Raw genomic sequence first — 20,431 nt, forward strand, 5'->3', positions numbered from 1 at the left:
CGGTGGAGGCCGACTATTTCATCGGGGTCGCGCAGCAGTCGCTGTGGATCCTCGCGCTCGCCTCGGCGCCGCTCCTGCTGCCCGTGCTCGTCATCGGCGTGCTGCTCGGCATGGTGCAGGCCGCGACCTCGATCAACGAACAGACGCTGACCTTCGTCCCCAAGCTGATCGTCGCCGCAATCTGCCTCGCGATTTTCGGTGGCAGCATCCTCGTGCTGCTCACCGATTTCACGCGCGAGATCTTCGCGCAAATCCCGGCCTTGGTGAAGTAAGCCACGGATGAATCCCGCCGACATCCCGAATGTCGAGGCGATGCTTCAGCTGTGGATGCTGGGGATGATCCGCCCCGGCGCTGCCTTTCTCGCGGCGCCGGTGTTTGGCGCCTCCAATGTGCCGGTGCAGCTGCGCCTCGTCATCGCGCTCGCGGTCGGCGTGCCCGCGGTTGCGGCATCCGGGATGGCTCTGCCGGCGGAAGGCATTGTATCGGTCCCCGGACTGTTGTTCATCATCGGCGAGGTGATGATCGGGCTTGGCATCGGCTTCGTGCTGCAAATGGGGCTGGCGGCCGCCTTGCTCGGCGGCGAGGCGATCAGCAACGCGATGGGGCTTGGCTTCGCCGCGATGGCCGATCCGATGAGCGGGCAGATGAGCTCGGCAATCGGCCAATTCCTGTCGATGCTCGCGACCGCGCTCTTCCTCGCCGCCGACGGCCATTTGCTGCTGATCGATATCATCGTCGAAAGCTATAGCGCGCTGCCTCCCGGCGGCGGCGGCCTGTCTTTCGAGGCGATCGGCGGGATCTTGCGCTTCGGCAGCCTGATGTTCGCCGCCGGGCTGACGATCGCGCTGCCCGTCGGCTTCGTCCTGATCATGGTCCAGATCATCATGGGCGTGATCGGCCGTTCGGCCCCGGCGCTCAACCTGTTCGCGGTCGGCATCCCTGCGACCCTGCTGGCGGGCGTCGTCTTGCTCGCCATCGGGACGCCGGTGATGGCGGAGGCGATCGCGCGCATATTGTCGGACGCGCTCGACGCCGCGCGCCGGATCGCCGGCGGCTGAGCCATGGCGGGCCAGACCGAAAAAGACCAGAAAACCGAACAGGCGACACCCAAGAAGCGCGCCGATTCCGCGCGCGAGGGCGATGTACTGATGTCGCGCGAACTCGCGACCGCGCTGATGATGCTCGCCGCGGCAGGATGGATCATCGCCGCGGGCGGCTGGTTCGTCCAGTCGGCGGGCGATCTGCTGCGCCGCGGGCTGACGCTGACCGCCGCCGACGTCGCCGACTTCGCCCCGGCCGAGGCCTTGCTGCGCAACGGGGTCGAGATTTTGCTGCCGCTCGGCAGCCTTTTCGCGCTGGCGCTGGGCGCCGCGATCGCGGGGCCGGCCTTGCTCGGATCCTTCGGCTGGCGCGGCAAGGCGCTGGCGTTCAAGGGCAACCGCCTCAACCCTCTGACCGGGCTGAAGCGCATGTTCGGGACGCAGGGCCTCGCCGAACTCGGCAAGGCGATTGCCAAGGTCCTTCTGCTCGGCCTGATCGGCTATTGGCTCGTCGCACGCAGCCTGCCCGCGATCATGTCGATGGCGGCAAGCGACCTCACCTCCGCGATCGGCCTCGCCGGACAGGCGCTCGGCCATGCGATGCTCACCCTGTCCGGCGGACTGGTCGTCATCGCGCTGATCGACGTGCCGGTACAATGGTTCCAGCGCAACAAGCGGCTGATGATGAGCAAGCAGGAAATCAAGGAAGAGATGCGCCAGTCCGACGGCGCGCCCGAACTCAAACAGGCCCAGCGCCAGCGCGCGCATGAGATGATGAGCGGGTCGGCGCGCAAAGCGGTGTCGGACGCCACCGTCATCCTGACCAACCCCGCCCATTTCTCGGTCGCCCTGCGCTATCGTCCGGGGGTCGACGCCGCGCCGGTCGTCGTCGCGCGCGGGCGCGGCGATGTCGCGCTGGCGATCCGCGAACTCGCACGCACGGTCGATGTCCCGATTCTCGAATATCCGCAGCTCGCCCGCGCGATCTATTTTACCGCCCGCGCCGGGCGCGTGATCCCCGAAGAATTGTTCGTCGCGGTGGCGACGGTGCTCGCTTTCGTCTTCCGGCTCGAACGCGCGGTCGCCGACGGGACGCCCCCGCCCAGCGTCGATGTGCCCGCATCGCACCGCTTCGACCCCGACGGGCGTCGTCAAAGCTAAATCCGCTTAATGCCGTCCTCGCGCTGCCGTTAAGAGGTGCGAAGGAATTTACCATGAGCTCAATCATCAACAGCCTCGGCGCCGGTTCCGGGATCGACATCAAACAGCTGGTCACCGACCTGTCCAACGCGTCGCGCGCGCCCAAGGTCGCGCGCATCAACACGCTGGCACAACAAAATCAGGCGCGGATCAGCGCGGTCGCACAGGCACGATCGGATCTCGACGGCTTTGCCGATTCGCTGAGCCAGATGGTTGCCGACGGCACGCTCCGCAGCACGCCGACCGTGTCCGACGACAGCATTCTCGGCGCGACCGCTCGCGCCGGCATCCATGCCGACAGCTTTGCCGCGACCGTCGTGGTCAACCAGCTCGCGCGCGCGCAGAGCGCCTATACCGGCGTGGTTGCCGACCGCACCGCGGCGATCGGTACCGGCACGATGACGCTGACAGTCGGGGGCGTCGCCAAAACCATCACCATCGACGCCGCGAACAACAGCCTCGACGGACTGGCCAAGGCGATCAACGCCAGCGGCAGCGGCGTGACCGCGTCGATCATCGCCGACGAAGGCGGACATCGCATGATCCTGAAAGGCGCGTCGGGCGAGGCGAACGCCTTCACCCTGACGGCCGACGCCGGCGCAGAGCCCGGACTTGCGGCGCTTGGCTATGGCCCCGGCGGCGGCATGACCCTGGGGCAAAGCGCCGCCAACGCCGAATTCACCATCGACGGCGTGGCGTTCAGCCGCACGAGCAATATCGTCGACGACGTCGTTCCCGGCATGTCGCTGACGTTGAAAAAGGCGGCCCCCGGCCAGCCGGTCGACATTGGCGCCAGCCGCCCGCTCGACATGATCAAGCAGACGGTCGGCGATTTCGTCTCGGTCTATAACCAGATGAAAAAGAGCCTCGAATCCGCGTCCAAAATGTCCGGACCGACCAAATCCTTGCAGGAGCTGGAGCGCGAACTCGCTGCTTTGGTCAGCAAAGTGCTCTCGAGCCACGGCACCATCAACAAGCTGACCGACATCGGCATTTCGACGACGAAGGAAGGCACTCTCGCGATCGACAGCAAAAAGCTGGACGCGGTGCTTGCCTCCGACGCGGGTGCGGTCGAAGCGCTGTTCAATCCGCGTCGCGACGCGACCCACACCGAGGCGACCGATCCCGGCATTGCCTTCGCCCTCGATGCGATCCGCGACAAGGCAGTTGCCACCGACGGGGTCATTGATCGCGTGTCGAAATCGCTGACCGAAAGCCGCGAAACGCTGACCGAAACGCTCGAGAAGATCGAGGTGCGCGAGGACGCCTATCGCAAGCGGCTCGAGAAACAATATGGTTCGCTCGAAGCGCGGCTCGCGACGATCAAGGCGACGCAAACCTATCTCGAGCAGCAGATCAAACTCTGGACCAACTCGCGTAACGACTAAGGGCCCTGACCGTGGCAGCTACCGCTTCAACTGTCCGGGCGACCGGGCTTTATCGCCGATTGCAGCACGAAAGCCGTGCGGCGACCGCCAGCCCCGTCGAGCTGGTGACGATGCTCTATGACGAGCTGGAGACCGCGATTGGCGTACTGGGCGCGATGGTGCGCCAGGGACAGCGCATCTCGGCAACCGATCCGGCGCACCGCGCACGCGCGATCCTGATCGGGCTTGATGCTGGACTGGATCATGACGCGGGGGGCGATGTGGCAGGGGCCCTGTCGCGCGTCTATCGCAGCATGCGCCGCAAACTCGACGAGGCGGTAGCCGCAAACAGCGAAGAGGCACTGGCCGATCTGCTGGAGGGCATATTGACCATCAGTTCGGCCTGGCGGCAATTGAGCTAAGGCGCATCCCGCACAGATAAAATCCATCGGCCCGCACTGCATCGAAATGGCAGCGCGGGCCGATGGCGTTCGGGTAAGGCAGGAAATGTCCCGCTGGTTACCCGGCCACCCAGTGGGGTTGGGCGGCCGGGCGATAGGGGCGGACCAGAGCCCCCATTTTCAGCGGGTGCTGAAACTCTAAAGCAGCGCCGGTCAGGCGGCCTGCTGGTGAACCCCATATTTGCGCATCTTTTCGATCAGCGTCGTGCGCTTCAGCGTCAGCAGCCGCGCGGCTTCGGAAATAATGCCGTCGGCGAGGTCGAGCGCGACGTGGATCTGTTCGAGTTCGATCGTCTCGATCTCGCGCTTCAGGTCGATCGGGCGACCCGGCGCCGGCGTCGGCGCAGGCGCCTTGGCATGCGCGGCAGCCGGAGCGGCCATTTCGTTCGCAGCCGTCGGCGTCGGGACCAGGCTGATGGGCACGGCGTAGCGCGGGGCGAAAGCGGCGGTAGGGTTCAAAAGCATCGCGACATCATCGGCGCCAAGCGTCTCGCCGCCATGCAACACGCTGGCGCGTTCGACGAAATTGCGCAGTTCGCGGACGTTGCCGGGCCAGCGATGCTGCATCAGCAACGCCATTGCGGCATCGTCGAAACGGCATTTTGCGTCGGCAGGCATCTTGCGCTGGAAATGGCGGATCAGTGCGGGAATATCCTCGACGCGGCTGGCAAGGCTGGGGACCTGCAGCACAACCACGCCGAGCCGGAAGAACAGATCTTCACGGAATTTTCCGTCGGCGATCGCGCCATCCAGATCCTGGTGCGTCGCCGAGATGACACGAACATCGACGCCGCGCACTTCGCTGCTGCCGACGCGGACGATCGTCCGGTCTTCGAGCACGCGGAGCAGCTTGACCTGCATGTCGAAACGCATGTCGCCGATTTCGTCGAGAAAGATGGTGCCGCCCTCGCTCGCCTCGAAATGGCCGAGGCGACGGGCCGTGGCGCCGGTGAAGGAGCCTTTTTCATGGCCGAACAATTCGGATTCGATGAGCTCGCCGGGAATGGCGCCGCAGTTGATCGCGGCAAAGGGCTTGCCCGAACGGACGCCCTCGTCGTGGATCGCACGAGCGACCAGTTCCTTGCCCGAGCCCGACGGACCGCAGAGCATGACCGAGGCGTTGGAGCGCGCGACACGCCGGATCATCTCGCGCAGATGCTGCGCCGCCGGGCTGTGCCCGATAATCAGCGACTCAAGCGCCGTCATTGCGTTGTTATGCCCGCCCTCGATCATCTTGGTCTCCATCGCCCCCCCGGGCGTCTTTCGATGTCCCTGAGATTGACGAAATTGGTAAACAAAAGATTATTCGCGGAAATCTAACTCATTCAAAACAAAGGATTATTACCAATCTGGCAGTAATAGCCGCTGAACATCGTTGTCAGGGCTGCATTTACTGCCAAATTGGCACTAATTCCCGCCACCATCACCCCAGCCCAGCGTGATCGATATGCGGCGGTTGCGCGGATCGAATCGGTCGGCTGGGACATAGGGCTCGCGATCGGCGACCCCTTCGATCCGCGAAAAGCGGCTTGAGGTGATGCCGCGATACTCGAGGAAGTTGCGTGTCACTTCCGCGCGGTCGACCGACAGCCGCCAATTGTTGGTTCCGGCTTTTGCCGACCAAGGCGCTGAATCGGTGTGGCCGCGGATCATCAGCTGGTTGGGAGCTGCGGAGATCGGCACAGCTATCTCGCGAAACAGGCGCGCGCCGTCGGCAGTCAGCTGACTGGTGCCGATCGCGAACATCGAAAAATCGGCGTCATCGATAATATCGATCCGCAGGCCTTCGGCGGTTTCGGTAAAGCGCAAATTGGGTGCCAGCCGCTTGAGGTCGGCCTTGGCTTGCACGCGGTCAACCAGCGACTGGGCGAGCTGCCGGAAGCGCAAATTTTCCTTCACGCGCTCGCGCCCCGACGCCTCCCTCGGTCCACCCACCGCATCGCGGGGGATGGTCATCGAGCGCGTCCCGGTCTGCGCGGCGCCATGGGGATATTTGTCGGCCGCAACCAGCGAGTCACCGCCGAACATGCCGGTTGAACCGGCACTGTCGGTCTTGGTCTGGACGATCGTGGGCGCGAAATAGTCGGCGAGCGCCTTGCGCTGCTTCTCGTCTGTCGCGCCGAGCAGCCACATCAAAAGAAAGAAAGCCATCATAGCGGTGACGAAGTCGGCATAGGCCACCTTCCACGCGCCGCCGTGGTGGCCGCCGTGCGCTTCCTGAACGATCTTCTTGACGATGATCGGCCGCGGCATGTTGGGACGCGCGGCCATCAGCGGCCTCTCATTCCGTCGAACACTTCAGCAAAGCTCGGCTGGTTGACATGGTCGACGCCCGATCGCGCCGCCTCGATCACCAGCGGCTGCGGATGGCCGTGGAGAGAAGCGATGATCAGCTGCTTTACCGTGTGATAGATGGCGTTGTCGCTTTCGATCACCGCCTTGGCGCGTGTCGCAAACGGACCCACCAGGCCATAGGCGAGAAGCACGCCGAGGAACGTGCCGACGAGTGCCGACCCGATCATGCCGCCGAGGATCGCCGGCGGCTTGTCGATCGAACCCATCGTCTTCACGACGCCAAGCACGGCGGCGACGATGCCCAGTGCCGGCAGAGCGTCAGCGAGGCTCTGCAAACCCTCGGCCGGCTTCATCGAATGATGGTGATGACTCTTGAGCGCGCTGTCCATCACCTCTTCGACCGCATGCGGGTCAAGGGTGCCGGATGATACGACGACGAGGCGCAGCGTATCGCAGATCAGGTGGATGAGCGTATTGTCCTTGAGCAATTTCGGATATTGCTGGAAGATCGTCGAATTGCTCGGATCTTCGATATGCGGCTCGACCGCAACCGGGCCGTCGGTACGCATCATCTTCATCAGCGTCGATACAAGCAGGATGCAATCGAGATAGTCCTGCTTCTTGTATTTCGGCCCCTTGAACACTTTGGCAAGACCGCCGCCGAGCGCTTTCAGGTCAGCGCCCGAATTTCCGATGATCAGCGAACCGATCGCGGCGCCGCCGATGATCAGCATTTCGTGGGGCAGCGCGTGCATGACGGGGCCAAGATTGCCCCCGGTCAGCGCGAACCCCCCGAAAACCAGCAGGATCAGTACGATGATGCCGACAACGGGAAACATGCAGGGTCAACTCCATTCGGGCGCCCGGTTCCTGGAACCGGGGCCCGCAAAATTCAGATGCGTCTTGATACTTAACGGCAGCGATGCCGCGAACTTGAGTCGATCAGTTCAAAAGATCGAACAAACTCTGCCGGTTGATCTTGGCAAAGGCCGCCTGCGCGGCGTTCAGCGTTAAATCCTGCGCATTGAGCTGCGCGATCGCGACCGACAAATTCGTGTCCTCAACGGCCGAACGCTCGTCCGCCAGCGCAATGCCGCGGCTCTCCAGCCCGTCGCCAATCCGCTCGAGCCGCCCCGCCGAAAGGCCGAGCGCAGCATTCTGGTCGGCGACATGGCCGATCGCGGCGTTGAGCGTGGTGAGCGACGCACCCATCGCGGCCTTGTCACCCGCGGCGAGCGCGGCAGCGGCATCGCGCAGCCCCGTCGACAGGCTGTTGCCGCCCATCACAAAGGCGTCGCCCGCCGAAGGCACCGGCGCAAAGCTGACATCGGAATCAAAGCGCACGACCCTGGCGCTGCCTGCCGAAAACAGCGGCTCGCCATTCGAATCGCGCGTCGCCGCAAGGCCGTCGATCTCGGCAGCGATCGCATTCAGTTCGGCGGCGATCGTCACGCGGTCGGCGGGATTCACCGAATCGCTGGTCGCGGACAACATCAGTTCGCGCGCGCGGACCAGCATATTGCCGGTCGATTTCAGCACGCCATCGGCCTGCGAGACGAGCGCCTCGGCCGATTTGATGTTGGTCGACCAGGTCTTCATGCTCGCCTGCGTCTTGCCGATCGTCGCGATACGACGCGCGGCGACCGGATCGTCTGACATGCGCTGGATCAGTTTGCCGCTCGATATCTGCACCATCGTGCGCTCAAGCTGGGTGGCGAGTTTCTGCTGACGCGCAATTTCACGCGTCATGCGATTGCCCACGGCATTAATCATGGTCTTCGCCTTTCTAGATCGAGTTGAGCAGGGTTTGCATGGTTTCGCGCGCGACCTGGATGGTTCGCGCCGCCGCCTGATAGGCTTGCTGGAAACGGAGAAGTTCGGCCGCTTCCTTGTCGAGATCGACCTGACTGACCGAATCGCGCGCTGCCGCCGATGCATCGGCGCGCGTCGCCGCGGCGGCATCCTGCGCCCGCGCCGACGCGGTCGCCTGCGCCTGCGTCGCCAGATGGCCCGACCAGCGCGCCTCGGGATCATTCGCTCCGCGCAATGCGCCGAACGCCAGCATATTGCCGTTCACCGATGTCGCATCGGCGGCGGCGACCTGACTGGCGGTCAGCGGCGCCACGGTCAGCGATGCTGCGCCGCCGGTGCCGGTGAACAAGGCTGCGCCGGGATTGCCCGCCGCATCCAGCCCGCCCTGATGCGCCGCGTTGATCTGGTTCGCAAACTGCGTCGCCATGGCGTCAAGCCCGGCGCGCTGATCGGCGATATGGCTCGCCGCCTCGGCCAGACCCGCCAAAGAGCCGGTCGTGGTGGTGAAAGGCGCACCGCCGCCAACCGCATAAGACAGGCGGCCATCGGCCGCGGTGGTGACCGTAATTGGCGTCACGACGCCGCCGCCAACGAGCAGGTCGCCCGATCCGCTGACGCGGAGCGTCGCCGCGCCGCGTTCGTCGAAGGTCGCCTTGACCCCGCCCTGCGCCGAGAGACGGTCGAGGAGACGATCCCGCTCATCGAGCAAACTCGCCTCGTTGCTCGACCCCGGGCGCGCTTTGCGGAGGCCGATATTAATTTGTTCGAGCGCCTGAAGATTGGTGTTGAACTGGTCGACCTCGCTCTCCGCCGCGCCCGACACCCCCTCGGCCATATCCGATAACTGGCCCGCCGCCGTGCGAAAGCCCGAGGCGACATCGTCGGCGGCCTGCAGAAATTGCGTCCGCAGCGTCTGGTTCGACGGATCAGCGGTGAGCAGATCGGCGGTGGTGAAGAGCTTGGTCAGCCCGGTCTTGATGCCGTTGGTGTCGTCGCTGAGTGCGCCTTCGACCTTGTTCATCCAGTCGAGCCGCGTCGCCGAGCGTTCGGCGCCGCCGAACGAAATCCGCGAATCTTCGATCAACCAAGCGTCGACCGACCGGTCAATGCCGCGGATCTCGACCCCGCCGGGCCGGATGCTGCTGCGCGTCAGCGTGGTGTCGCCGCCCGCCAGTGCTTCCATCAATTCGAGCCGGCGGCGCGCATATCCGGGGGTCTGAGCGTTGGCGATATTGTCGCCGACGGTCGACAACGCACGCGAATACGCCTTGAGCCCGCTATAGCCGATGCTGAGAAGATCGCTCATGGCTTACCTCCAGCGAGACCGCGGAATTGGCGGTCGACCATGTCGGCGATGCCGAACTGGCGCATCGCCGCGATGCTGTCGGCGGTCCGCGCATCCGCCATTTCGCGAAAATTGTCGGTTGCGCTCGATCCGAAGACATCGTCGCCAAGTTTGGCCTGACGCATCGATGCCATCATCTGGCGCAGGATCACGGCCTCGAACGCTTCGGCCGCCTTGCGAAGGCCGGCATCGCCGCCGCCCGCACCCGCCACGGGCGCCGTCGCGGATATGGAAGAAGAAATGGGGGTCGTCATATGATTACCAATTCTGCGGTCAGGGCGCCGGCCTGGCTCAGCGCCTCGAGGATGGCGACAAGGTCACCGGGAGGAACACCCATGCGGTTGATGGCATCGACCAGTTCGGACAGCGACGCCGTGGGCTTGACGAGCATCACCGGACGGTAATCCTCCGTCACTTCGATCTCGCTCGACTGTTCGACCGCGGTCTGACCGCGACTGAAGGGAGCGGGCTGGACGACCATCGGCGATTCCTTGATCGACACCGATAGCTTGCCCTGCGTCACCGCAGCGGTGCCGACGCGGACCGCGCCGTTGATCACGACCGTTCCGGTACGCGCGTTGACGATCACCTTCGCAGGCGGTTCGGCGCGCTGGACGCCCAGATTTTCGATCTGCGACATCAACCGCATGCGCGTGTCGCCATTGCCCGTGGTCCGGATCGCGATGCTGGCGCCGTCGATCATCGATGCGCTGCCGGGGATCGCGAGGTTGATGGCATCGGTCACGCGCTTGGCATTGGTGGCATCGAACTGGTGGAGGTTGAAGGTCAACCAGTCGCCGGTCGCAAAGCCGGTATCGACCGCGCGCTCGATCGTCGCACCGCCGGCGATCCGGCCGCTCGACGGCACATTGACCGTCAGCTTCGATCCATCGGCACTATCGATGCCGAGACCACCGATGACGAGATTGCCCTGCACCATCGCGTAAATCTGCCCATCGGCGCCATAAAGCGGCGCGAGGACGAGCGTACCGCCGCGCAGGCTTTTCGCCTTGCCGATCGCTGACACGGTGACGTCAAGACGCTGACCGGGCTTGGCGAAGGGCGGCAGCTCGGCGGTAATCATCACCGCCGCAGCATTTTTGAGCGCGGGATTGACCCCGGCGGGCAAGGTCAGGCCAAAGCGCGATACCGCGCCCTTCATCCCGAGCGTCGAATAGTCGAGGCTGTCGTCACCGGTACCGGCAAGGCCGACCACGATGCCATAGCCGGTGAGCTGGTTAGCACGCAGGCCCTGGAACTGGCCCATATCCTTGATACGCTCGGCCGAGGCCGGCGCCGCAAAGCCAAGGCTGGCGAACAGCAGCGCCAGAAGCGCGAACAGGGTGGAACGCTTGATCACGTTATAATCCTCTTCAGAACGGGCTGATGATCGCGAAGAAACGCTGGAGCCAGCCTTGCTGGCTGGCACGTGCGATCTCGCCCTTGCCGACGTAACGAATGTTGGCGTTGGCGACGCGGGTCGACAGGACGCGGTTGTCGGGGCTGATGTCGATCGCGCGAACGAGACCCGAAATCTGGACCCGCTCGTCGCCGCGATTGAGCGTCAGCAGCTTTTCGCCGCGCACCAGCATCGTGCCGTTGGGATAGACTTGTGCAACGGTCACGCTGACTTCACCCGACAGGGCATTCGATTGCGAGGCGTCGCCCTTGCCCTTGAACTGCTGGCCGCCGCCCATCCCGATATCGCTGGGGTTGAACAGCGATAACGGGCCGGTCGCGGGCGGCGTCAGGCCGACGCTGCCGTCGCGCTGGGTGCCCGCGGCATTGCTCTTGGTCGCGGCGGTGCGCTCGACAAGCTGGATGGTGATGATATCGCCGACCTGCCCCGCACGCCCCCCCGAAGTGAGCGGCGTGTAGCCGCCCTGGAAGATCGAGCCATTGGCCGGCAGCGGCGCCGAAGGCATCGGCATCGTCGCGGCAAAGGCGTCGGGCGCCGGCGCGTCCTTCGCGCTCGCCCCCAATGGGGCCAGCGCGACGGACAGCATCAGCAGCCCTGCAAGATCAGAGCGTCTGCGCGGCATTTTTCATCATTTCATCGGTGGCCTGGATCATCTTCGAATTGACCTCATAGGCACGCTGGGTTTCGATCATGTCGACGAGTTCCTCGACGACATTGACGTTCGATCCTTCCAGCATTCCGCCGCGCAGGCTGCCACGGCCTTCCATATCGGCAGCGCCGACCTGCGGCGCGCCGGAGGCAGAGGTTTCCACGAGCATATTGCCGCCGATCGCCTGCAGCCCGCCCGCATTGGGGAAGCGCGCAATTTCGATCCGGCCAAGCTCGGTGGCTTCATTCTGCCCCGGCACACTCGCCGAAACGGTGCCGTCGGCGCCGATCGAAATGCCGGTGGCATCGTCGGGAATCTGGATCGCGGGGGTCAGCGGCTTGCCGTCGGAGGTCACAATCGTGCCGTCGGGCGATCGGCTGAAATTGCCGGCGCGGGTATAGCCGGTACGGCCGTCGGGGAGTTCGACCTGAAAATAGCCGGCGCCGTCGATCGCGATGTCGAGCGGATTGCCGGTCGTCGCAAAGGTTCCCTGCGTATCGATCCGCGCGGTGCCGCCGAGCGACACACCGGTACCGAGGTTGAGCCCGGTCGCATAGCGATTCTCGGCCGACGACGGCGCGCCCGGCGCGGTCATCATCTGATAGCTCAGCGTTTCAAAGCTGGCGCGGTCGCGCTTGAAGCCCGTCGTGTTCACGTTGGCGAGGTTGTTGGCGATCACCTGCATCCGGAAGCCCTGGGCATCCAGACCGGTTCGCGCGACGTGCAAGGCACCGAAGCTCATGTCATATTCTCCTTAACGGGGCAGCTGCATCAGGTTTGCGGTCGCGCTGTCCATGTCGCGTGCGTCGCTGACGAGTTTGATTTGATTGTCCCAACTCCGGCTCGCCTCGATCATCTCGACGAGCGCGGTGGTGGCGGCGACGTTCGATCCTTCGATCGAGCGGGTGACCAGTCGCGCTTCGGGATCGTCGGGCAAAATGCCCCCACCCTTGACGCGGAACAGATTGTCGAGGCCCTTGACGATGTCGGACCCGACCGGGGCCGCAAGCCGCAGCCGGTCGACCTCGATCGGATTTTCAGGATCGCCGCCGGCAGGAACCGCCCAGATGCGCCCTTCGGTGTCGATCTTGACCGAATCCGACGGCGGGACGGTCACCGGACCCTGGGTACCCTGAACCGGGTGACCGTCGCCGGTGGTAAGCAGGCCGCTCGACGACAGCTGCAGATCGCCGCGCCTTGTATAGGCTTCCTGACCATCGGGCGCCTGAACGACGAGCATCGCTTCGCCCTCCATCGCGACGTCAAGATCGCGTCCGGTTGCGGTGATCGTGCCGGAGCGCATGTCGGCGCCGATCACCTCTTCTGACGACACGGCGCGGGCGTCGAGCCCGCCGCCGTGCAGCCACAATGTCTGCGCTTCGGCCAGATCGCCGCGGAAGCCGGGCGTCTGGGCGTTGGCCAGATTGTTGGCGATCGCCGTCTGCCGGGCCGAGCTGCCCCGCATCGCAGTGAGGCTGGTATAGATAACGCGGTCCATCGAAATTCTCCTGGCAGGCAGCGATCAGCGAAGCGTCAGCGCATGCCGATGATCGTCTGGGTCAGCTGTGACGCGCCCTCGATCGCCTTGGCATTGGCCTGGAAATTGCGCTGCGCCGCCATCAGCATCACCAGTTCTTCGGTGATATCGACGTTCGAGCGTTCGAGCGCGCCCGAGCGCACCGCACCCATCGCGCCGTTTCCGGGCGCGTCGATTTTCGGCGGACCGCTCTCGCCGGTCGACTGCCAATGCGCGTCGCCGGTCGGGCGCAGCCCTTCCATCGCGGGGAAGGTCGCCATCGCAATCTTGCCCATTTTCTGATTGGATCCGTCAGCGAAGGTCGCAGTCACCAGCCCGTCGAGACCGACCGACATGTTGATCAATGCAACGTCGGGCAGGCCCGGCGCGTGCGGCGGCAGGACGAGGTCGAAAGCCCCCGCGAGCGTACGATTGGTAACGTCGCCATTGGCATCGACCGGAAGCAGCTGCAGCGTCGAACCGGTGGTGTCGACGACACGGCCGTCGGGAAGCGGCGTGAAGGCGCCGTTGCGCGAATAGCTGACGGCATTGGTCGGGGGTGCGCCCTTGACGATGAACATGCCCTCACCGACGATCGCCATGTCGAGCGTCTTTTCGCTCGCTTCATACGATCCCTGCGTGAATTGCTGGGTGATGCCGTTCAGGCGCGTGCCCTGACCCGCGATGGTCTTGGTCGACTGGTTCGGCGACGCAGCGAAGATATCGCCGAACTGCGCCTTGCTGCGCTTGAAGCCGACCGAACCGGCGTTGGCGATATTGTTCGAGACGACCGACATGTCGGTCTGGGCGCCCTTGAGACCCGAAAGCGAAGTATAGAATGACATAAGATTATCCTTCCGTAGGAGTGGGTGTCGGGGTTGGTGTCGGGGTGATGCCCCCGGCCTTGATGTCCTTGAGCAACTCGGTCTGCGCCGCGATCTGCTTGGAAATTTCGGCGAGCACCGTGTTGGTGTCGTTGATCCCGGCGAGGCTGGAAAACTGCGCCATCTGCGCGACCATCTGCTGGTTATCGACCGGGTTGAACGGATCCTGCTGGCTGAGCTGCGCGGTCATCAGGCGCAGGAAATCCTGCTGACCCATCTGGTTCGTGCTGCCCTTCGGGTGGATCACCGGGTTGTTATTGGTTACGCCATTGACGGCCATGTCATTGTCCCATCCTGAGAGTTTCGTTGATCAGGCCCTTCGCGGTTTCGAGGACCTGCACATTGTTCTGATATTGGCGGGCAGTTTCGACCATCTCGACCAGTTCGGCGGCGCTATCGACCGCAGCTTCCCAGACGTTGCCGTCCTTGTCGGCGAGGGGGTTGGTCGGATCGTGCCGCTTCGACGGCGCGATTTTCGCGGCCGTCACCTGATCGACCTGAACCGTCGCGCGCCCGAAATCGTCCATCACGGTACGAAAGACGGGCTTGAGCGAGCGAAAGGCGCCCGCTTCGCTGCCCGCAACCGTTCCCGCATTGGCGAGGTTCGACGCGGTGGTGTTCAATCGGACAAGTTGTGCCGACATCGCGCGACCGCTGATGTCGAAGACCGAAAAGGCATTTCCGTTCATCGTCATTCGCCCTTGATCGCGCGGGTCAGCGTGTTGACGCGGCCGCTGAGGAATGAGAGGCTCGAGCGATAGGCGAGCGCATTTTCGGCGAAGGCCGTCTGCTCGGTCGCCATTTCGACCGTATTGCCATCGAGCGACGACTGGACGGGAACGCGATACAGCACCGCCCCCTCGGTCGAGCCGCCCTGGCGCGCCAGATCGAATGCCTTGGAAAAGTCGAGGTCGCGCGCCTTGTAATTGGGCGTCGCGGCATTGGCGATGTTCGACGCGAGCATCATCATGCGCTGGCTGCGCAGCTGGAGCGCCGTCGCATGCACGCCAAAGAGTTTCTCGGATGCCATCATCACATTCCTTCATTTGCCGCCTGGCCGGCGACGGGCTTTATTCTGTCGCATGCTCAACCGGCCTGACCGGCCCGAGCGTGTGGGACACAGGGCATTATGCAATCGGCGTGCCAAATTGATCTTCTCCATGATTTTTCGTGGGTTTTGCTGTGAGCAGCGTCCCCATCGCCGCGGCCTGCACACCGCTCGTCAAAAGTTTGACGACGCGCGCCCGGCGCCCGCCATATCGACGCAGAACCGCGACTGGCACGCTTCCTGCTTCTCCTCGTGCGATCTATTCGGACCACAGGAGATGGACATGTATCGCAAGACAAGCGCCGCGCTCGCCGCCGCCCTGCTCGCCGCAGCAATCCCCGCCGAGGCCCAGCAGCCGCATGAGGATTGGCAGCGGATCGACGCGCTGACCGCCATGGTCGCGGGCGCGATGGGCCGGTCGGCAACCCCGATCGACCGCCGTATCAAGCTGGCGCGTTGCCCCGAACAGGCGGTGGTGGCCCCGATCGACGGCCAGGCCCTTGCGGTCCGCTGCCCCTCGCTCGGCTGGCGCCTGCGCGTACCGACGACCGGCCCCGCAGCCGGATCCGCCGATGCCGCACCCGTGGCCGCCAGCCCGGCCAAGCCCAGCGGCACCCCGGCGATCCGCCGCGGCGACAATGTTCGCGTAACGATCGAAACCGACAGCTATTCGATCAACTATGCCGCGGTCGCGACCCAGGATGGCCGCGTTGGCGAAACCATTGCGCTGCGCGGGAGCGACGCAAAGAGCATGCTCAGCGCCACCGTCGTCGGCCCGGGACGCGCCCGCCTCGACAATTAATACCGGCCGCAACGACGAAATATCTGCCCGGTTTGACCACCGGCATGCCCGGCGCTGTCGCTTTCCCGACGCCGCCGGGTTTATTTTTACCTTTTTCTTACTCTTCGCCTTAATCGCTAGCTGCGGCGTCCGTTAAACCCCTTCGAACAAGGTCGTCACTTTTCTGACGGCACGGCATGGAGGCGAAAATGTCGGGTGACAGCAAGATCGGGCTGCAAGCCGTCAGCGGATACGTCCGCACGGGCGCACCGCGCAAGCTCGCCGGCGAAGCGGCAGCGCCAATGCGCGCAACGGCCCCCGCGCTCGCTGCGCGGGATCCGCTGCCCGCCACCCGGCTGATCGGTCTTGCTGGCGAACTCGCCGACCAGGGTCCGACCGTCGACGTATCGCGTGTCGCGACGCTGCGAACTGCGATCGCGAACGGCAGCTATACCGCCGACCCCGCAGTCATCGCCAGGGCGATGGTGCAATTCCACCGGGGCAATGCCTGATGCTGACGCAAATGGACGACGTGCAGCAAAAGCTCGACCATCTGATCGCCGCGCTGGACGGCCATGATGCCGGCGCGATCATCGCGGCAACCGAAGAACTCGCCACCGCGGTCATCCTGATGCGCGGCGCAACCATCGCCGATGGTACCGAACATCGCGCCCGCGCGCTGATGACCCAGACTCTCGCCCAGCTCGAAGCGGCGGCGATGCGCGTCAACATATTGAAGCACTGGACGCGTCAGAGGATTGACAAAGGCCATGCCCTCCGCGGCTCCCAGCCCCGGGGGATCGCTTTAAGCTATTGATAATTCTCGTTTTAATGCCGTTATCTAAAAATGGCACGATGATTGCTTTTGGTCTGCTGAACCAGCGGGACCAAAATCATGTATGCAATCAACGACCCAGTACCCGGAACCCGCGTCGCCGCACCCGTATTGAGTGCGGTGCAAAATGCGTCGGCGCGATCGGGTATCGACTTCAACTATCTGTTCGACGTCGCGCGCGTCGAAAGCGCCTATAACCCCACCGCGAAAGCGGCGACGTCGTCGGCGCGCGGATTATTCCAGTTCACCCGCCAAACCTGGCTCGCGACGCTGCGGAAGCACGGCGCCGACCATGGTATGGCATGGGCCGCCGACGCGATCGGCCGCGACGCATCGGGCCGCCTGTCGATCGCCGACCCGGCGCTCCGCCAACAGATCCTCGACCTGCGCGACGATCCGGCAGCCTCGTCGAGCATGGCCGCCGCGCTGACAGCCGACAACCGCGACCATCTGGAAAGCCGGATCGGCCGCGCGGCCGAGCCCGTCGACCTGTATCTCGCGCATTTCCTCGGCAGTGGCGGCGCGGTCGAATTTCTGTCGGCGATGGCGGCGAATCCCGACCAGCCGGGCGCGACGATGATGCCCGAAGCCGCTGCCGCCAACCGTTCGGTCTTTTACGCTCCCGACGGCAGCATGCGCAGCCTGGCCGACATCCGCGAACGCTTTCGCGTCAAGCTGGAGGACGGCGGCAAGGCTGAAAATATCAAGATCGTGCCCAGCGCCGGCTGGCAGATGGCCTCGAGCAGCTCCGCAAGCAGCGCGCCCGGCGCTGGCCCCGGACGTCCGCCGCTGCCGATGATGGACATTCAGCCCATGCCCCGGAAATTGTCGATGGGCTTTGCCGCCGATGCCTATCGGCGACTTGCCAATCTGTCGGGAGGCGCAGCATGATCGCCGGCTTCAACTTCCGCAGCCTCGGGCCCATGGCGGGCGCCGCCGCGTTGCCCGCCGGGATGCTCATCCTCGTCGGCCTGATGGTGATCCCGGTATCGCCGCTGATCCTCGACATCAGTTTCGTCGCCAATATCATGGTCAGCCTCGCGATCCTGATGGTCGCGCTGTCGGCGGCCAAACCGCTCGACTTCTCTTCCTTTCCGACCGTGTTGCTGTTGGCGACGCTGTTCCGCCTCGCGCTCAACGTCGCCTCGACGCGCGTCGTGCTCGTCCACGGCCATGAAGGCACGGCGTCCGCGGGCCATGTCATCGAAGCCTTCGGTCAGGTGCTGATCGGCGGCGACTATGTCGTCGGCCTGTTCGTCTTCGTCGTGCTGATGATCATCAACATGGTCGTCATCACCAAGGGCGCCGGACGCGTGTCCGAAGTGTCGGCGCGCTTCACCCTCGACGCCCTTCCGGGCAAGCAGATGGCGATCGACGCCGATCTCAACGCCGGACTGCTCAGCCCCGAAGAGGCCAAGGCGCGCCGCGTCGAAGTTGCGACCGAAGCCGATTTCTACGGCTCGATGGACGGTGCTTCGAAGTTCGTGAAGGGCGACGCGATCGCGGGCTTGCTGATCCTGTTCGTCAATATCGTCGGCGGCCTGATCCTCGGTATCTTCAGCCACGGCCTCAGTTTTTCGGAAGCCGGCGCGACCTATATCACGCTCGCCATCGGTGACGCCCTCGTCGCGCAGATTCCCGCGCTTTTGCTGTCGATCGCCGCCGCTTCGATCGTCACCCGCGTTACTTCGCCGCTCAACCTCAGCGACCAGATCAGCAGCCAGTTTTCCTCGTCGCAGGTCTGGCTGGCGGTTGGCGCGATCCTCTTCCTGCTCGGTCTCGTCCCCGCGATGCCGCAGATGCTGGTCCTGCCCGCATCTTTCATTGCGCTGGGCCTCGGCTGGCACCTGAAGCGCGCCGCCGCCGAAATCGCCGCTGCGCCCGAACCCGCCGCTCCTGCGCCCGACCCGCATCATATCGATTGGGCCGACGTCAGCGACGCCAGCGCATGCCAGCTCGAGATCGGCTATGCGCTCGTCGCGCTCGTCGACGAACGCAAGGGCGCACCGCTGATGGGCCGGATCACCGGCATCCGTAAGCAATTGTCGAAGGAGCTCGGCTTTGTCGTCCCGGCGGTGAAGGTCAGCGACGATCTGTCGCTGCCCGGCAACGTCTATCGCATCTCGGTCGCCGGCGTGATCATCGGCGAGGATGAGGTGTTCCCCAATGAAATGCTCGCGCTCGATTCGGGTGACCTCGTCACCCGGGTCACCGGGCGGGCGTGCAAGGATCCGACCTTCGGTCTCGACGCGCTGTGGATTCCCAAGAGCTCACAAAATGACGCGATCGCCGCGGGCTATACCGTCGTCGATCCGGCGACAGTGGTCGCGACGCACCTCAACAACAGCATCGTCGGATCGGCGTCGGACCTGTTCGGCATCGACGACGCGCAGGCGCTGATCGACAATCTGAAGATTCATTACCCGCAGCTTGCGCAGAATCTGAGCCCGCAGGGTTACACGTTGCCGCGCATCGCCAGCCTGTGCAAATCGCTGCTGATCGAGCGCGTTCCCTTGCGCGATTTCCGCAAGATCGCCGAGGCGATGGTGGCCCTGTCGGCCCAGCAACTGGGCGAATCCGATCTGGTCGAGGCGGTGCGCCAGCGCATCGGTGCACTGATCGTCCAGACGATCGTGCCAAGCCGCATGCCCCTGCCCGTCGTCACCTTCAGCCCCGAGATCGAGATGCTGCTCAACCAGGCGGTGCGTGCGAACCCGGGCGCCGAGTGGCCGTTCGAACATGGTATGGCTATGAAGATCATCGGCGAGGTCGGGCAAGCCGTCGAGCCGCTGCTGCTCCAGACGCGCAGCTTTGCCCTCGTCGCCTCGCCCATCTGCCGCTCGGCCCTGTCGCGCCTCGTGCGCGCAACATTCCCCGATGTCGCGGTCATTTCCTACCTCGAAATCCCGGCAACCAAAGCGACCGAGATCGTCGCGACGATCGGCGGCGAAGTCCCGCGCCTCACCAGCAGTGAGAACGCCCAGATGGAGGACGAATTGCATGAGAATTGAGCCCGCCGAGCAATTCGCCGGCGCTGCAACCCGCGCCCTCCGCCCGCATGGCTATGTCGACAGCGTCGACACGCTGGTGGCGGAACATGCGCCGCTGGTACGCAAGATTGCATGGCAAGTATTCTCACGCGTGGCGCGGACCAGCGAACTCGACGATCTGATCCAGACCGGGCTGATCGCGCTGATCGAAGCGAGCCGTCACTATGAAGAACGCGGTTTTGCCTTCACCACCTATGCCACGACCCGCATCCGCGGTGCGATGATCGACCAGCTGCGCCGCGAGGCCGACGTCGGCCGATCGGCAATGGCCGCGAACAAGCGGATCCAGGCAGTGCGCAAGACGCTGGAACAACAGCTGATGCGCGCGCCGGCCACCGCCGAAATGGCGGCGGCGCTCGACATGTCGGCCGAAGATTATTTCACCCTCGAACGCAGCGCGACCCACGGCCGCTCGACCTCGCTCGACGAAATGATGGATGGCGGCGATTTTCTGATCGCGGATACGGACGGCGACGCGAGCGATCGGTTCGAGCAGGAAGACATGCTCAACGCGTTACAGAAATGCATCGGGCGACTGTCCGATCGCGAACAGATGGTGCTGCAGCTCTACTTCTTCGAGGAGTTGAATTTGCAGGAGATCGGCCTGACGCTCGACGTCAGCGCCGCGCGTATCTGCCAGATCAAGCGTGAGGCGATGGCCAAGGTCGATCGTATGATACGCGAGATGACCGACTGATCCGGCAGGACATCGGAGCGCCGCCAGTGC

25 protein-coding genes are annotated in these 20,431 nt (G+C 64.4%); 11 read left to right on the top strand and 14 right to left on the bottom strand.

The window, feature by feature from the left end; genetic code table 11:
* The first annotated feature begins 2 nt into the window (after positions 1-2).
* From ACSYDV_RS05270 to ACSYDV_RS05290, 5 genes are read left to right on the top strand one after another with little or no spacing between them, the layout of a single operon-like run.
* Positions 3-272 carry a flagellar biosynthetic protein FliQ gene (locus ACSYDV_RS05270; RefSeq protein ID WP_438322681.1) on the top strand — a complete coding sequence of 90 codons (270 nt, stop codon included), beginning with the start codon at positions 3-5 and terminating at the stop codon, positions 270-272.
* 7 nt (positions 273-279) lie between these two features.
* Positions 280-1,059, top strand: a complete 780-nt coding sequence (fliR, locus tag ACSYDV_RS05275; protein ID WP_438322682.1) for a flagellar biosynthetic protein FliR — start codon at positions 280-282, stop codon at positions 1,057-1,059.
* 3 nt (positions 1,060-1,062) lie between these two features.
* Positions 1,063-2,202 (top strand): EscU/YscU/HrcU family type III secretion system export apparatus switch protein, encoded by a 1,140-nt coding sequence (locus ACSYDV_RS05280; protein ID WP_438322683.1) that lies wholly within the window; start codon positions 1,063-1,065, stop codon positions 2,200-2,202.
* Between the two features lie 53 nt (positions 2,203-2,255).
* Complete coding sequence (gene fliD / locus ACSYDV_RS05285) at positions 2,256-3,629, top strand: flagellar filament capping protein FliD (RefSeq protein WP_438322684.1); 1,374 nt, start codon at positions 2,256-2,258, stop codon at positions 3,627-3,629.
* 11 nt (positions 3,630-3,640) lie between these two features.
* A complete protein-coding gene (locus tag ACSYDV_RS05290; protein WP_438322685.1) occupies positions 3,641-4,030 on the top strand; it encodes a flagellar export chaperone FliS in 390 nt (129 codons plus the stop codon).
* Positions 4,031-4,222: 192 nt separating this feature from the next.
* Here the strand turns inward: ACSYDV_RS05290 and ACSYDV_RS05295 are convergent, their stop codons facing one another.
* From ACSYDV_RS05295 to ACSYDV_RS05360, 14 genes are all read right to left on the bottom strand, one after another.
* The gene (locus ACSYDV_RS05295; protein WP_438322686.1) at positions 4,223-5,314 is read right to left on the bottom strand and encodes a sigma-54 interaction domain-containing protein; all 1,092 of its coding nucleotides are present in this window, start codon (positions 5,312-5,314) and stop codon (positions 4,223-4,225) included.
* Between the two features lie 162 nt (positions 5,315-5,476).
* Positions 5,477-6,340 (bottom strand): flagellar motor protein MotB, encoded by an 864-nt coding sequence (locus ACSYDV_RS05300; protein WP_438322687.1) that lies wholly within the window; start codon positions 6,338-6,340, stop codon positions 5,477-5,479.
* Positions 6,340-7,203: a flagellar motor stator protein MotA gene (motA, locus tag ACSYDV_RS05305; RefSeq protein WP_438322688.1), complete on the bottom strand. Its 864-nt coding sequence runs from the start codon at positions 7,201-7,203 to the stop codon at positions 6,340-6,342. The genes ACSYDV_RS05300 and motA overlap by 1 nt, the downstream gene beginning before the upstream one ends.
* A gap of 103 nt (positions 7,204-7,306) precedes the next feature.
* Positions 7,307-8,137, bottom strand: coding sequence for a flagellin (locus ACSYDV_RS05310; protein ID WP_438322689.1), 831 nt, complete (start codon positions 8,135-8,137; stop codon positions 7,307-7,309).
* Between the two features lie 13 nt (positions 8,138-8,150).
* Positions 8,151-9,482, bottom strand: coding sequence for a flagellar hook-associated protein FlgK (flgK, locus tag ACSYDV_RS05315; protein ID WP_438322690.1), 1,332 nt, complete (start codon positions 9,480-9,482; stop codon positions 8,151-8,153).
* Positions 9,479-9,775 carry a rod-binding protein gene (locus ACSYDV_RS05320; RefSeq protein WP_438322691.1) on the bottom strand — a complete coding sequence of 99 codons (297 nt, stop codon included), beginning with the start codon at positions 9,773-9,775 and terminating at the stop codon, positions 9,479-9,481. The genes flgK and ACSYDV_RS05320 overlap by 4 nt, the downstream gene beginning before the upstream one ends.
* The gene (locus ACSYDV_RS05325; protein ID WP_438322852.1) at positions 9,772-10,878 is read right to left on the bottom strand and encodes a flagellar basal body P-ring protein FlgI; all 1,107 of its coding nucleotides are present in this window, start codon (positions 10,876-10,878) and stop codon (positions 9,772-9,774) included. Before ACSYDV_RS05325 ends, ACSYDV_RS05320 begins: the two co-directional genes overlap by 4 nt.
* Positions 10,879-10,894: 16 nt before the next feature.
* Positions 10,895-11,563 (bottom strand): flagellar basal body L-ring protein FlgH, encoded by a 669-nt coding sequence (locus ACSYDV_RS05330; protein WP_438322692.1) that lies wholly within the window; start codon positions 11,561-11,563, stop codon positions 10,895-10,897.
* On the bottom strand, positions 11,544-12,332 hold the full coding sequence (gene flgG / locus ACSYDV_RS05335; protein ID WP_438322693.1) for a flagellar basal-body rod protein FlgG: 789 nt from the start codon (positions 12,330-12,332) through the stop codon (positions 11,544-11,546). Before flgG ends, ACSYDV_RS05330 begins: the two co-directional genes overlap by 20 nt.
* 12 nt (positions 12,333-12,344) lie before the next feature.
* Complete coding sequence (locus ACSYDV_RS05340) at positions 12,345-13,088, bottom strand: flagellar basal body rod protein FlgF (RefSeq protein ID WP_438322694.1); 744 nt, start codon at positions 13,086-13,088, stop codon at positions 12,345-12,347.
* Between the two features lie 35 nt (positions 13,089-13,123).
* A complete protein-coding gene (locus tag ACSYDV_RS05345) occupies positions 13,124-13,951 on the bottom strand; it encodes a flagellar hook-basal body complex protein (RefSeq protein ID WP_438322695.1) in 828 nt (275 codons plus the stop codon).
* Between the two features lie 4 nt (positions 13,952-13,955).
* Positions 13,956-14,270 (bottom strand): flagellar hook assembly protein FlgD, encoded by a 315-nt coding sequence (locus ACSYDV_RS05350; RefSeq protein ID WP_438322696.1) that lies wholly within the window; start codon positions 14,268-14,270, stop codon positions 13,956-13,958.
* A 1-nt stretch (position 14,271) separates the two neighbouring features.
* Positions 14,272-14,679: a flagellar basal body rod protein FlgC gene (gene flgC / locus ACSYDV_RS05355; protein ID WP_438322697.1), complete on the bottom strand. Its 408-nt coding sequence runs from the start codon at positions 14,677-14,679 to the stop codon at positions 14,272-14,274.
* Between the two features lie 2 nt (positions 14,680-14,681).
* Positions 14,682-15,023, bottom strand: a complete 342-nt coding sequence (locus ACSYDV_RS05360) for a flagellar basal body rod protein FlgB (RefSeq protein WP_438322698.1) — start codon at positions 15,021-15,023, stop codon at positions 14,682-14,684.
* A gap of 298 nt (positions 15,024-15,321) precedes the next feature.
* On the opposite strand from ACSYDV_RS05360, the gene ACSYDV_RS05365 reads away from it, so the two are divergent.
* The 6 genes from ACSYDV_RS05365 (at position 15,322) to ACSYDV_RS05390 (ending at position 20,401) form a co-directional block, all read left to right on the top strand.
* On the top strand, positions 15,322-15,840 hold the full coding sequence (locus ACSYDV_RS05365; RefSeq protein WP_438322699.1) for a flagella basal body P-ring formation protein FlgA: 519 nt from the start codon (positions 15,322-15,324) through the stop codon (positions 15,838-15,840).
* Positions 15,841-16,028: 188 nt separating this feature from the next.
* Complete coding sequence (gene flgM, locus ACSYDV_RS05370) at positions 16,029-16,331, top strand: flagellar biosynthesis anti-sigma factor FlgM (protein WP_438322700.1); 303 nt, start codon at positions 16,029-16,031, stop codon at positions 16,329-16,331.
* Entirely contained in the window at positions 16,331-16,636 is a 306-nt protein-coding gene (locus tag ACSYDV_RS05375) for a hypothetical protein (protein ID WP_438322702.1), read from the top strand. The genes flgM and ACSYDV_RS05375 overlap by 1 nt, the downstream gene beginning before the upstream one ends.
* A 78-nt stretch (positions 16,637-16,714) precedes the next feature.
* On the top strand, positions 16,715-17,545 hold the full coding sequence (locus ACSYDV_RS05380) for a transglycosylase SLT domain-containing protein (RefSeq protein ID WP_438322703.1): 831 nt from the start codon (positions 16,715-16,717) through the stop codon (positions 17,543-17,545).
* Positions 17,542-19,665 (top strand): flagellar biosynthesis protein FlhA, encoded by a 2,124-nt coding sequence (gene flhA, locus ACSYDV_RS05385; protein ID WP_438322704.1) that lies wholly within the window; start codon positions 17,542-17,544, stop codon positions 19,663-19,665. Before ACSYDV_RS05380 ends, flhA begins: the two co-directional genes overlap by 4 nt.
* Positions 19,655-20,401: a sigma-70 family RNA polymerase sigma factor gene (locus tag ACSYDV_RS05390; RefSeq protein ID WP_438322705.1), complete on the top strand. Its 747-nt coding sequence runs from the start codon at positions 19,655-19,657 to the stop codon at positions 20,399-20,401. Before flhA ends, ACSYDV_RS05390 begins: the two co-directional genes overlap by 11 nt.
* The last annotated feature ends 30 nt before the right edge of the window (positions 20,402-20,431 follow it).

The organism is Sphingopyxis selenitireducens (assembly GCF_051550705.1).
GTDB lineage: Bacteria > Pseudomonadota > Alphaproteobacteria > Sphingomonadales > Sphingomonadaceae > Sphingopyxis.